At 62.0% G+C, this 13212-nt stretch carries 10 protein-coding genes (1 of these 10 cut by a window edge); 6 read left to right on the top strand and 4 right to left on the bottom strand.

Going from position 1 to position 13212, the window contains the following annotated elements; genetic code table 11:
• The 6 genes from JQ574_RS05695 to JQ574_RS05720 all read left to right on the top strand — a co-directional run.
• On the top strand, positions 1–845 hold the end of the coding sequence (locus tag JQ574_RS05695; RefSeq protein ID WP_212383386.1) for a M23 family metallopeptidase. 1231 nt of this gene lie to the left of the window's left edge; the window shows 845 of its 2076 coding nt (coding positions 1232–2076); its start codon lies off the left edge, out of view; its stop codon occupies positions 843–845.
• 227 nt (positions 846–1072) lie between these two features.
• Positions 1073–2029 carry an ABC transporter permease gene (locus tag JQ574_RS05700; protein ID WP_212213983.1) on the top strand — a complete coding sequence of 319 codons (957 nt, stop codon included), beginning with the start codon at positions 1073–1075 and terminating at the stop codon, positions 2027–2029.
• Positions 2029–2925: an ABC transporter permease gene (locus JQ574_RS05705; protein WP_212213980.1), complete on the top strand. Its 897-nt coding sequence runs from the start codon at positions 2029–2031 to the stop codon at positions 2923–2925. Before JQ574_RS05700 ends, JQ574_RS05705 begins: the two co-directional genes overlap by 1 nt.
• Positions 2926–2952: 27 nt before the next feature.
• Entirely contained in the window at positions 2953–4659 is a 1707-nt protein-coding gene (locus JQ574_RS05710) for an ABC transporter substrate-binding protein (protein WP_212213977.1), read from the top strand.
• A 14-nt stretch (positions 4660–4673) separates the two neighbouring features.
• Positions 4674–5645 (top strand): ABC transporter ATP-binding protein, encoded by a 972-nt coding sequence (locus JQ574_RS05715; protein ID WP_212213974.1) that lies wholly within the window; start codon positions 4674–4676, stop codon positions 5643–5645.
• Positions 5638–6642, top strand: coding sequence for an ABC transporter ATP-binding protein (locus tag JQ574_RS05720; protein WP_212213971.1), 1005 nt, complete (start codon positions 5638–5640; stop codon positions 6640–6642). Before JQ574_RS05715 ends, JQ574_RS05720 begins: the two co-directional genes overlap by 8 nt.
• Positions 6643–6849: 207 nt before the next feature.
• Here the strand turns inward: JQ574_RS05720 and JQ574_RS05725 are convergent, their stop codons facing one another.
• The 4 genes from JQ574_RS05725 to clpB form a co-directional block, all read right to left on the bottom strand.
• Positions 6850–7965, bottom strand: coding sequence for a phage tail tip lysozyme (locus JQ574_RS05725; RefSeq protein WP_212383388.1), 1116 nt, complete (start codon positions 7963–7965; stop codon positions 6850–6852).
• Between the two features lie 85 nt (positions 7966–8050).
• On the bottom strand, positions 8051–8704 hold the full coding sequence (locus tag JQ574_RS05730) for a hypothetical protein (protein WP_212383389.1): 654 nt from the start codon (positions 8702–8704) through the stop codon (positions 8051–8053).
• 15 nt (positions 8705–8719) lie between these two features.
• Positions 8720–10033 carry a hypothetical protein gene (locus JQ574_RS05735; RefSeq protein ID WP_212213954.1) on the bottom strand — a complete coding sequence of 438 codons (1314 nt, stop codon included), beginning with the start codon at positions 10031–10033 and terminating at the stop codon, positions 8720–8722.
• A gap of 320 nt (positions 10034–10353) precedes the next feature.
• Positions 10354–12993 (bottom strand): ATP-dependent chaperone ClpB, encoded by a 2640-nt coding sequence (gene clpB / locus JQ574_RS05740; protein WP_212213950.1) that lies wholly within the window; start codon positions 12991–12993, stop codon positions 10354–10356.
• Between the last annotated feature and the right edge of the window lie 219 nt (positions 12994–13212).

Raw genomic sequence — 13212 nt, forward strand, 5'->3', positions numbered from 1 at the left:
GCGTCCGGCTCTACCAGAGCATTTACGAGACCGCGTTGCGCAACAAGGTGCCGGCCACCGTCATCGAGGACATGGTCAAGATCTATTCCTACGACGTCGACTTCCAGCGCAAGGTGCAGCCCGGCGATTCCTTCGACGTGTTCTTCGCCGGCGAAGACGACGGCGCGACCATCACCGAAAAGACCGAGGTGCTGTTCGCTTCGCTCACGGTCGGCGGTGAAACCAAGAAATATTACCGCTTCCAGACCCCGGACGACTCGGTCGTCGATTACTACGACGAGACCGGCAAGAGCGCGAAGAAGTTCCTGGTGCGCAAACCCGTCAACAACGCGATCATGCGCTCGGGCTTCGGCGGACGCCGCCATCCGATCCTCGGCTACACCAAGATGCACACCGGCGTCGACTGGGCCACGCCCTACGGCACGCCGATCTTCGCTTCCGGCAACGGCGTCGTCGAGAAAGTCGGCTGGGAAGGCGGCTACGGCAAATACGTCAAGCTGAAGCACAACAACGGTTACGAGACCGCCTACGGCCACATGTCGGCGTTTGCCAAGGGCATGGAGCCCGGCAAGCGGGTGCGACAGGGCCAGGTGATCGGCTTCGTCGGATCGACGGGCATGTCGACCGGCGCTCACGTGCACTACGAAATCCTGGTCAACGGCCGCTTCGTCGATCCGATGCGTGTGAAGCTGCCGCGTGGCCGCTCGCTCGAAGGCGCGGTCATGGCGGGCTTCGAGAAGGAACGCGATCGCCTCGATATCCAGATGAACAATCGCGGCGGCGCGCGTGTCTCCGACGCCGCCGGCAGCACCGCTGCGCCATCGGTGCGGCAAGTCAGTCGCTGAGCCGCAGCGCTTCTCGGCTTCTCATCTTTTCATCTTTTCACTTCTCATCTTCGTCAGCGTGAAGTTGGATGCGTTGCTGTTCCGCGACGCGGAATGTTTTGCGCGCACACGTACTTCACTCAAGTTCCTCCGCGACAAAATCGCATCGCGCGCGTCGCGATAATGCTTGCGAGCATTTCGTACGCGGTCCACTCTTGTTGCAAGAAGACGATGGGGGGCAGCGAAGGATGCAGGCATATCTAGCACGGCGATTGTTGGCGCTTGTCCCGGCGCTGTTCTTTGCCAGCCTGATTGTCTTCGTCATCGTGCGGCTGGTGCCGGGCAACGTCATCGACATGATGCTCGCCCAGAACGACGTCGGTGCCGACAAGCTCTCGCGTGACCAGCTGATCGCAACGCTCGGCCTCGATCGCCCGATGTGGCTGCAGTATTTTCACTGGATCGGCGGCATTCTCTTTCACGGCGATTTCGGCCGCTCGCTCTGGCAGAACACGCCGGTGCGCGAACTGCTCGGCGCACGGCTGCCGGTGACGTTCCAGCTCGGCTTCATGGCGCTGATCATCGCGCTCTGCATCGCGCTGCCTATCGGCATCTATTCTGCGATCCGGCAGGACACCGCCGGTGACTATCTCACCCGTTCGTTCTCGATCCTGATGCTGGCGGTGCCGAGCTTCTGGATGGGCACCATGGTGATGGTGTTTCCGTCGATCTGGTGGGGCTGGTCGCCGCAGGTGAACTTCGTCGCGTTCACCGATAATCCCCTGCAAAATCTCAAGCAGATGATTCTGCCGGCGATCATTCTGGGCACCGCGCTGTCGGCCATCACCATGCGCCTGACTCGCACCATGATGCTGGAGGTGCTGCGCCAGGACTATATCCGTACCGCCTGGGCCAAGGGCCTGTCGGAACAGCTGGTCGTCATCCGGCATGCGCTGCGCAACGCGCTGATCCCGGTGGTCACGCTGATCGGCTTGCAGGCGCCGATCCTGATCGGCGGCGCCGTCATCGTCGAGCAGATCTTCGTCATTCCCGGCATGGGGCTGTTGCTGCTCGACGCCATCAGCCAGCGCGACTATCCGATCATTACCGGCGTCAGCCTCGTGATCGGTCTTTGCGTGATGCTGATCAATCTCGCCGTCGACCTGAGCTACGGCCTGCTCGATCCCAAGGTGAGATACCGCTGATGACGCTGGCGATCGATATTCCGGCCACGAGCGGCAAGACCGAGCGCAACGGCGTCCTCCGCTTCGTCATTCGCCTGTTCCGCGAGAAGCCGCTCGGCGCCGCCGGCGGCGTCATCTTTATCCTGTTCCTGCTGTGCGGGATCTTCGCCGATGTCCTGGCGCCCTATGGCATGAACCAGATCAGCCCGCGCAACCGCCTGATGGCGCCGTCATGGGCCTATCCGTTCGGAACCGACAATCTCGGCCGCGACATGCTCTCGCGCTGTCTCTATGGCGCCCAGATTTCGGTGATCATCGCCTTTACCGCCGCGACGCTGGCGACCATCATCTCGATCGTGATCGGCATCATCACCGGTTATCTCGGCGGCAAGTTCGATCTCGTCACGCAGCGCTTCGTCGATGCCTGGATGAGCTTTCCCGATCTCATCATCCTGCTGGTCGTGGTCTCGGTGCTCGGCCCCGGCCTGCCGCAGATCATCGGCACGCTCGGTCTGCTGCTCGGCATCGCCGGGTCGCGCATCATCCGTTCCGCCGTGGTGTCGGTGCGCGAGAACATGTATGTGCACGCCGCCCAATCGATCGGCGCCTCGACCGGCCGCATCCTGTGGCGGCACATCCTGCCCAACATCATGCCGCCGATCATCGTGCTGTTTACGACGCGTGTCGGCACCGTGATCCTCGCCGAGTCGGGCCTGTCGTTCCTCGGCCTTGGCGTGCCGCCGCCGACCCCGACCTGGGGCGGCATGCTGTCGGGCTCGGGCCGCACCTTCATGTTCCAGGGACCGTGGCTTGCGCTGGCGCCGGGTCTTTGTCTGACGATCGTCGTTTATTCCACCAACGTGTTCGGAGATGCCCTGCGGGATCTGCTCGACCCACGCATGCGCGGATCAAGATAACCAGAAAATAATATCCAGGAGGAAGTCATGCCCCATTCACGCGCCGCATCACGTCTCGCCGCCGTGTCAGTCGCCGTCGCGCTGTCGCTTGCAACCCCCGCATTCTCGCAATCCGAAGCGCCGCCAAAACCCGGCGGCACGCTGGAGATTGGGACAGTTTATGTCACGCTCTCGGCGCTCTCCTGGGATCTGGCCGACTGGAACTGGAAGCAGAACCACGATACCGGCCAGGTCTACGAGCAACTTTTCGCCGCGGACCTCTCCAAGTCCAAACGGCTTGGCGGCAAGCATTCGTTCTACGCCGATGCCTGGATTCCTTCGGATGCGATCCGCGGCGAACTTGCCGAAAAATGGGAGTGGAAGCAAAATCCGCTCCGCCTCGAGATCAATTTGCGCAAGGGGGTGATGTTTCCCGACAAGCCCGGGGTGATGGCGGCGCGCGAACTGGTCGCCGATGACGTGGTGTTCTCCTTCAACCACCGCGACAAGAGCCCCAAGAAAATCGCCACTTATTTCGATCACATCGACAAGGTCGAAGCCACCGACAAGCACACCGTGCTTTTCACCTTCAAGAACTACAACGCGGAATGGGACTATCGCTTCGGCTGGGGCTATTATTCCGGCATCATCCCGAAGGAAGTCGTCGACGCCGGCGCCGGCAACTGGAAGAACATCAACGGGACCGGCCCGTTCCAGCTTGCCGAGTTCGTGCAAGGCAACTCGAACACCTATGTCAAGAATCCGAACTACTGGGGCACGGAGAAGATCAACGGCGTCGAAACCAAGCTCCCGCTGGTCGACAAGGTGGTCTACCGCACGATCAAGGACGAGGCGACCTTCCTCACGGCATTGCGAACCGGCAAACTCGACATTCTCGAAAACATCAGATGGTCCGCGGTCGATGAGCTCAAGAAGAGCGCACCGCAGCTAAAGTGGTCGAAATGGCTCTCGATGAGCGGCCAGTTCCTCGCCATGCGCGTCGATACCAAGCCGTTCGACGATGTTCGCGTCCGGCGCGCCCTCAATCTCGCCGTCAACAAGCAGGAGATCGTCAAGGAATATTACGGCGGCAACGCCGAGTTGTTCGCCTACCCGCAGCACCCCGATTATCTCGGCTATTTCGAGCCGCTCGAGGCGATGCCGGACTCGATCAAGGAACTCTTCACCTACAACCCCGAGAAAGCCAAGAAGCTGCTCGCCGAGGCCGGCGTTCCGAAGGGGTTTACCCTCAAGGTTCAGGTATGTGCGTGCGTGCCCGACCATATCGACCTGATACCGCTCCTGGCGGCCTATTATGAGCAGGTCGGCGTCAAGCTGGACATTCAAACCATGGAATACGGTGCGTTCCTTTCGGCCATGACCACCAAGACCAATGCACCGGGCTATCTCATGAACAACGGGCACACCAATCCGACGACGACCATTCGCAAGAGCTTCGTCAAGGGCCAGGTCTGGAACCCGTCGCAATGGTCCGATCCCGAATACGACAAGAAGATGGATGCGGTTTATCTGGAGCCGGACGAGAGCAAGCGCCAGGCCATGCTGAAGGAGATGACGCGGGAGATTCTGGACAAGGCTCCCTATGTGTGGCTTCCCACCCCGTACATCTTCACGGCCTGGTGGCCCTGGGTGAAGAACTACGCTGGCGAACTCCGCGCCGGTGCCGTTCGTCCGGGACCGATCTATGCCCGCATTTGGGTCGATCAGGACCTCAAGAAGAAGATGGGCCATTGAGCGGGACCGCGGCGATGACGCGTCCACTGCTGGAAGTCAAAAACCTGACCACGCGGTTCCGCACCGAGCGCGGAACCGTGACCGCGGTCGATGGCGTCTCGTTTCATGTCGATCCCGGCGAGACGCTCGCGATCGTCGGCGAGTCCGGATCCGGCAAGAGCGTGACCGCGCTCTCCGTGCTGCGCCTGATCCCGAATCCGCCCGGCCGGATCGAGAACGGCGAAATCCTGTTTGACGGCACGGATCTGTTGAAGCTCGACGATCCCGGCATCCGCGCGGTCCGCGGCAACAAGATCGCGATGATCTTCCAGGAGCCGATGTCCTCGCTCAACCCGGCGCTGACCGTCGGCCTCCAGGTCGCCGAGCCGATCAACGTGCATCGGGGCACGCCGTGGGAGAAGGCCTATGAAGCCGCGACCGAACTGATCGGCCGCGTCCGCATCGGCGATGCCGCGAGCCGGCTCGGCTCCTATCCGCACCAATATTCCGGCGGCATGCGCCAGCGCGTCATGATCGCAATGGCGCTGGCCTGCGCGCCGCGCCTGATTATCGCCGATGAGCCGACCACGGCGCTCGACGTCACGGTGCAGGCGCAGATCCTGGACCTCTTGAAGGAAGTCACGCGTGAGACCGGCTCATCGCTGATCCTGATCACCCACGATCTCGGCGTCGTCGCCCGCTACGCCGACCGCGTCGCGGTCATGTATGGAGGCCGCATCGTCGAGGTCGCTCCGGCGCGCGAGCTCTACGCCCGGCCGCAGCATCCCTATACGTCGGGCCTGATGGCCTCTGTCCCTCGCCTCGATGGCGGCGGCGGCCGACGCCTGATGCCGATCGAGGGCCAACCGCCTGATCTGGCCAGCCTGCCGCCCGGCTGTTCCTTCGCGCCGCGCTGCCGCGCGATCCTGGATCAATGCCGAACCGCGAAGCCTGAGCTGCTTCAGGTCGCCGACCGTCACGCCAAAGCGTGTTTCGCCCATGTCTGACGCGCTGCCCCCATCCGTCGATACCATCCTCCGGGTCGAGGATCTGAAGGTTCATTTCCCGGTCACCAAGGGCATCATCCTTCAGCGCCAGGTCGCGACCGTCAAAGCCGTCGACGGCGTTTCGTTCACGATCCGGCGCGGCGAGACGCTCGGCCTCGTCGGCGAAAGCGGCTCCGGCAAATCGACCACGGGACTTGCGGTGCTGCGGATGCTGACGCCGACCGCTGGGCGGATCGTGTTCGAGGGACAGGACATCGCCCCGCACCGCGGCGCCGAACTGTTGGGTGTGCGGCGCCGGATGCAGATGGTCTATCAGGACCCTTATGGCTCGCTCAATCCGCGGATGACGATCCGCAACATCGTCGGCGAGCCGCTGGCGGTTCACGGCCTCGATGGCGACAAGGCGGCGACCCGCGACAAGATCGCTTCCCTGATCGCTTCCGTCGGCCTGTTGCCCGACATGGCCGATCGCTATCCGCATGAATTCTCCGGCGGCCAGCGCCAGCGCATCGGCATCGCCCGCGCGCTGGCGCTGGAGCCGAGCCTCTTGATCGCCGACGAGCCGGTGTCCGCGCTCGACGTCTCGATCCAGGCCCAGGTCATCAATTTGTTCATGGACCTGCAGGAGCGGCTCGGGCTGACCTATCTGTTCATCGCGCATGATCTGGCGGTCGTCCGCCACATCTCGACGCGGATCGCGGTGATGTATCTCGGCCGCCTCGTCGAAATCGCCGACCGCGACGATCTCTATCGCAATCCGCTGCACCCCTACACCGAAGCCCTGATGGCGGCGGTGCCCGTCGCCGACCCCGAGGTGGAGGCGCGCCGGCCGCGTGCGGTGATTTCAGGCGAAGTGCCGAGCGCGCTGCGGCCGCCGCCCGGATGCAGCTTTCACACCCGCTGCCCCCGCGCCATGGCAGTGTGCAAGACCGATCAGCCGCCGCTCCGCGAACTCGGTCCGGGACGCGCGGTCGCCTGTCATCTCCACGCAGGCTGAGCGATCGCATTCGCCAGGGCGGCCAATTGTTGCGGTTGGCCACCGTCGGCGAATCATTTGACGATCAGGCGCGCGATTTCTTCGCGGCCGTTGGGCACGGCGGCCAAGTCGAAGTCGACAGGTGCGGATGAAGCTGCTGACGCGGCCATCACTTACTCCTCCAATAGTCGGCGACTGCTTTCATTGCTCGTGAATCGAGGATCAACCTCAAGCGATCAGGGCTTGCGCGATCTTGAAGCGCTTTGTGGTCTGACCCGCCGGATCCGCGGGCCTCTCCACGCGGCGCACAAATACTTCCACAGCCGTGTGGAGATCCGTGGCGCTTCTAAAGGAGGGAACCCCGTTGGCTTCCGCGATGATCAAATGCGTGTTGAAGGCCGGATCCATCAGCCGCTCCACAGTGTGACCGGTTCCAACGCCGCCATCGCGGTTTAGCTGGAACAGCCCCACGCTATCCTCGCCCTGCGTATTATGCGCCCTGGGATTGAGTTTGGACTCACCGATTGCATTCGCAAGAGCGGCGATCTGGTGATGCCGCCCATAACCCTCGTCGGCGAAAGCTTTCAAGATCAAACCGGCAAACTGCCGGTTAGCGGCAGCGATATCTGTCGGCAACGTGATTCCATCGATCGAGACCGCTCCAACTGCGCCAGGCTGGTCAAGCCATCGTACCTCTGCGATCCGGCTCACCAGGAACGGTGTCTTGCCCACTCTCCTGCTCTGGTTGCCGCCGAGCAAAATGACTTTCTTCTTGTCCGCAGAGAACTCGAGGAAGAAGCCGACATGCCCGGTTCCGCTGGTCGCTCCCGGCTCGAGCGAAAGAACGACGACGGCTCCGCGCGGGATCGTGGCCGACTGCAACGAAAAGTTGACTCCCCATTTCCTCCAGCTGATCGCCGCCGCCGCTTCTCTCGGCACACTCTCCTTGATGATCGGGTTGTCACACCCCTTCATGCAATGCGCAGCGAACGCTCCGCACCATGCCGGGGGTGGGTTGGTGTTAGGGTCGCCACCAAAATCCGTGTGCTTGAAATATCCGCTGATTTCAGCATTGTGCGTACCTTCCTTGACGCCCTCAGCCTCGGCCTTCTCGGCGACGGCCATCCAGGGAGCCCCTCCGGCGGTCACGACCGGGATCATCTCCGGTCGGTGCTTTTCAATTCTGCCCAATGCGGCGACCAGCAGCTTCTTGAGCGTATCTTCCGCGATGTCGACAACCGACTTGAGCGTGCTCGGATTGGCCTCTGTGCCGAAGAAGACCGTCGGCAGGCCGGAAAGCTTCTCCCGCGCCTTGAACAACGCTGCCAGTTCTTCGGCCGTCATGACGGCCTTGAGGACGTCCTTGATCGAGGTCTCCGGCGCAGTACCTGCATCCTGCGCGTCGAGAATGGCGATCGCCGCGGCCGGGCTATTCCGTCACATGCGCAAAGAACATGTCGAGGAAGCTCGGAATGAACGGGTCCTCCGCCGTGGCCTTTCCGGCGTCGAGGCGAATTTTACTCATCGCCTTTCCATGGACGTGCTGCCGCCAGGCCGCGCCGGGGATCTGCAGCACCGAATGGTCGCGATCACTCGCGCGGACATCTTTGGCGAGCGCACCGCCGTTATCGGTAAAATCCTTCCATTCGGCGACGGTGACCTGGAGTGCTCCAACGCCGTCGGAGCCAGGAATATTCTTTCCCAAATTCCTGATGTCCGTTTCATAAAGCGCCCGCGCGATCAGAAAATCGGCGGAAACCACCCAGGGCCGGATTGTGACCGCGGGCGGCGCTCCCTCCACGGGCTTCGTCTCATCGTTGAAGAGAAATTGGACGTTGACGCATTCCTGAACAAAGCCTTTCTCATTTATCGGCAGCCTGGCCGCATCAGGTAATTCTTCGCAATCGTCCTTGAGCATCCAGCCGTTCAGGTTGGCGTTGATCTCAAAGAAGAGAAAACCGTCGGACTCCCGAACGGGGTCGCCAAGTTCATCTCCCTGCTGCATTGTTTTCTTGTTCCTCGACGTCGCGCGCGGTTCCTCCCGCAAGCGGGCGACCACATCTTCCTTGACGACGTAAACCATCTCGGTACTCCGGGTTCAGCAGGCCGGCAACGGCGAGGCCGGCTGACCAGCGGCCGGCGCGGCAATAGCGTCACGCTTATCTGAGTAGTCCTGCAATGCTTCCATGAAGTCGCGCGTGAGTTGATTGGTCATTCCGTTGGGAAGCTGCTTCAACCCCCGGAAGCAATCACGCCTCAGTTGCATGATTCTGGGGCGCGCTTCCTGCAGCGTCGCGGCGCGGTTGAATATGCCACCGCCTGTCACACCTGCAGCAGGCGGCGCCGTATCAAGGAGTGTAATCAGGCGCTTCGTACTTTTCATCGTGCCATTGGGATTCATGAACGACTGCCGCTCAAAACCGTTCAGCACCTTGTCGGTTGGACATTCCGTCAGACCAAGAAGCACCCGGCGTTCCCGGTCGTCGATCTTGCCATTCGGGGCCGCGTTCCTGAGATCGGCCTGCTCCCAGATCTCCAGCAACGTTTTCGTCGTGCCCGTAACCTGGGTCCGCTCGCCCGCGGGCACACAGAGTGCTGCCAGCATCGTCTCGATGATTTCGGGGGTATAGGTCAGCCGGTTAGCCGGATATCCGTCAATAATGGTCTGGGCTCCGGGCACGGTTTTGATCACGTCAACATGCGGTGTCGGTCTTGCAACAAACTTGTCGCGCGGTGTGAACGGCGCGGCAATCGTGGGAAGCACAGGACCGGATCCGGGGGCAATCCCGGTTTGCTTGAACACGGTCACCGTCGAATTGATGTTCGCCGAAATCGTCATCGGCATGCAAATCGAAAGGTACGTTCGCAGCGTGTGGACTGCAGAGGGCTTGTTATCGATCGATGAGGAGTACTTGAGCAAATCCCTGCGAAAAAGGTCACGATTTGGGATCACGACACTCTGGACCGTCGTCTGATCGACCTGAAGCAGCAAAGAATGGAAGTTCTTGACTGAGTCATTGGCCAATCCAAAAGCCGCCGATATCGCGGCCAAGCCAACTCCACTGACGCCCGTGATGTTTGGATTGGTGAGCGCGTCCACTGCGAATCGGATCGCGCCGATCTCGGCAAGGACGGCCGCCTTCTCGCGCCTTTTCAGGTCAAGCCATGCCAGATATGAATCGCAGCGGGCATCAATATCATTCAAACCGGCTTGAACGGTGATCGGCCAGTAATTGGGCGGAACCTCCGAGCAACCCGGCACGCCGGCGCCGACATAATTGCTTGCGCTACGGCACAGGTATTCCAGATAGATATTCTGGAGCTCGATGGATGAGGCCGTTGCCGCTGTATAGAGCTGAGTGCCGACCCCATCACGAACATAAGCCCGGTCGTTCGGATCGCAGCCGCTCACGACCCATACACCAAGCAACGATACCCGCACGCATCGCACGCCCCCACAACTTTTGTTTGAGATTGTGAAGACGAGTCCACAGGTTGCACAAGGAGATTCTACGCCCAGAGCGCTAAATCGCTATGCGTGTCGCTTTTGCACCACACCTCCTTTGGGTGTGACGACACCTCACGTCAAAGTTGCATAGTGGAATCAAGCGGTTCGGGAGATTTTACCGCTGCTGCAATCACTAAAAAAACAGCCTGCGCGAGGCAGGCTGTTTTAAGTTCTATGTCGCTTTGCGTGCATTGCCGGAACGGCTGCTGCGCCGGCCAAGCAACTCAGTTCAGCTTACGCTTTGGGATCGGCGCCTCGAACGTCGCGATCTCGGCGGTCTGCGGCGCCTTGCCGTTGAAGGTCAGCACGTTGCCTTCACTGGAGATCACCACGCGGTCGCCGTCCGCGACCTCACCGGCGAGGATCATTTCGGCCAGCGGATCCTGCAAATTGCGTTGGATCACCCGCTTCAGGGGACGGGCGCCATAGGCGGGATCCCATCCCTTGGCGGCGAGCCAGTCGCGCGCCGCGGCATCCAGCGTGAGCGTGATCTTGCGCTCTTCCAGCAGCTTCTGCAGCCGCGCGAACTGGATCTCGACGATCCAGCCCATCTCGCTCTTCTGCAAGCGGTGGAACAGGATGATCTCGTCGACCCGGTTGAGGAATTCGGGGCGGAAATGCGCCCGCACCATCGCCATCACCTGCTCACGCACCTCGGAGGTATCCTCGCCTTCCGGCTGGTTCACCAGGAATTCCGAACCGAGGTTCGAAGTCATGATGATCAGCGTGTTGCGGAAATCGACCGTGCGGCCCTGGCCATCGGTCAGGCGGCCATCATCGAGCACCTGCAGTAGCACGTTGAAGACATCGGGGTGGGCCTTTTCGATCTCGTCGAACAGCACCACCTGATAGGGCCGCCGCCGCACCGCTTCGGTCAGCGCGCCGCCCTCGTCATAGCCGACATAGCCGGGAGGCGCGCCGATCAGCCGCGAGACCGAGTGCTTCTCCATGTATTCGGACATGTCGAGGCGGACCATCGCGGTCTCGTCGTTGAACAGATATTCGGCCAGCGCCTTGGTCAGCTCGGTCTTGCCGACGCCGGTCGGCCCCAGGAACATGAACGAGCCCATCGGGCGGTTGGGGTCCTGCAGGCCGGCACGCGAACGGCGCACGGCGGTCGCGACCGCGCGCACGGCTTCGGCCTGGCCGACCACCCGCTGGCCGAGACTGCCCTCCATCTTCAGCAGCTTGTCCTTTTCGCCCTCCAGCATCTTGTCGACGGGCACACCGGTCCAGCGCGACACCACCTGCGCGATGTGGTCGGCGGTAACCGCCTCCTCCATCATCTCGCCGGGGTTCTCCTTGGCTTCGATGTCGGCAAGCTTCTTCTCCAGTTCGGGAATCCGGCCATAGGCCAACTCGCCCGCGCGCTGGAATTCGCCGCGGCGCTGCGCGTTGGCAAGCTCGATGCGCAAGGCATCGAGTTCGCTCTTCAGCTTCTGGGCGTCGGAGAGCTTGTTCTTCTCCGCACTCCAGCGCGCGGTCAGCGCCGCCGACTTCTCCTCGAGCTCGGCGAGTTCCTTTTCCAGCGTCTGCAGGCGGCTCTTGGAGCCGGCATCGCTTTCCTTCCGGAGCGCCTCCTGCTCGATCTTCAGACGGATGATCTCCCGATCCATCGTATCGAGCTCTTCCGGCTTGGAATCGACCTGCATCTTGAGCCGCGCCGAGGCCTCGTCCATCAGGTCGATGGCCTTGTCGGGCAGGAAGCGGTCAGTGATGTAGCGGTTCGACAGCGTGGTGGCGGCCACCAGCGCCGAATCGGTGATCCGCACGCCGTGGTGCTGCTCGTATTTGTCCTTCAGGCCGCGCAAAATCGAGATCGTGTCCTCGACCGTCGGCTCGGAGACGAAGATCGGCTGGAACCGGCGCGCCAATGCGGCGTCCTTTTCGACATGCTTGCGGTATTCGTCGAGCGTGGTGGCGCCGATGCAATGCAGTTCGCCGCGCGCCAGCGCGGGTTTCAAGAGATTGGACGCGTCCATCGCGCCGTCGGCCTTGCCGGCGCCGATCAGCGTGTGCATCTCGTCGATGAACAGGATGATGCTGCCTTCGGCCGAGGTGACCTCGGCCAGCACGGCCTTCAGCCGCTCCTCGAACTCGCCGCGGTATTTAGCGCCCGCAATCAGCGAGCCGAGGTCAAGCACCAGCAGCTTCTTGTCTTTCAGGCTCTCCGGGACGTCGCCGTTGAGAATCCGCAGCGCCAGGCCCTCGACGATCGCGGTCTTGCCGACGCCGGGTTCGCCGATCAGCACGGGATTGTTCTTGGTGCGGCGGGACAGCACCTGAATGGTGCGGCGGATTTCCTCGTCGCGGCCAATCACCGGATCGAGCTTGCCGTCGCGCGCGGCCTGGGTGAGGTCGCGGGCATACTTTTTCAATGCGTCATAGGCGTTCTCGGCGGTCGCCGAGTCAGCGGTGCGGCCCTTGCGCAGGCTTTCGATCGCCGCGTTGAGGTTTTGTGGCGTGACGCCGCCCTTGCTCAGGATGGTCGCAGCCTCGCTGCCCTTCTCGAGCGTGAGCCCGAGCAGCAGCCGCTCCACGGTAACAAAACTGTCGCCGGCCTTTTCGGCGGCCTTTTCGGACGCATCGAAGGCGCGCGCCAGTTCGGGGGCAAGATAGACCTGCCCAGCGCCGCTTCCGGATACTTTCGGGAGTTTGCCCAGCGCATCCTCGGTGGCTTTGAGGATAGCGCGGGAGTTGCCGCCGGCGCGGTCGATCAGGCTGCCGGCGAGGCCCTCGCTGTCGTCCAGCAGCACCTTGAGCACGTGCAGCGGCGAGAATTGCTGGTGGCCGTCGCGCACGGCCAGCGATTGCGCAGACTGGATGAAACCGCGCGCCCGCTCGGTGTATTTCTCAATATTCATGCTTCACTTCCCTCGGCCTGCCGCCCTCACCCCGAAGGCATGAAAGCGGCATCTTCATTGGGTTTCCGCGCGGCCGCGTTGACATTCCTCAACCAGCCGGCGGTCGTCGCCGTCATTTCAGGCTTGACGCAAATGTGGGCATGTCAGGCCAGAAACGGAAGAGGCCGATTTTGCAATTTCAGCGTAGTGGCAGGCTGCAAAAGAATCTCTTAAAAGGCC

Source organism: Bradyrhizobium sp. AUGA SZCCT0158 (genome assembly GCF_018130065.1).
Taxonomy (GTDB): domain Bacteria; phylum Pseudomonadota; class Alphaproteobacteria; order Rhizobiales; family Xanthobacteraceae; genus Bradyrhizobium.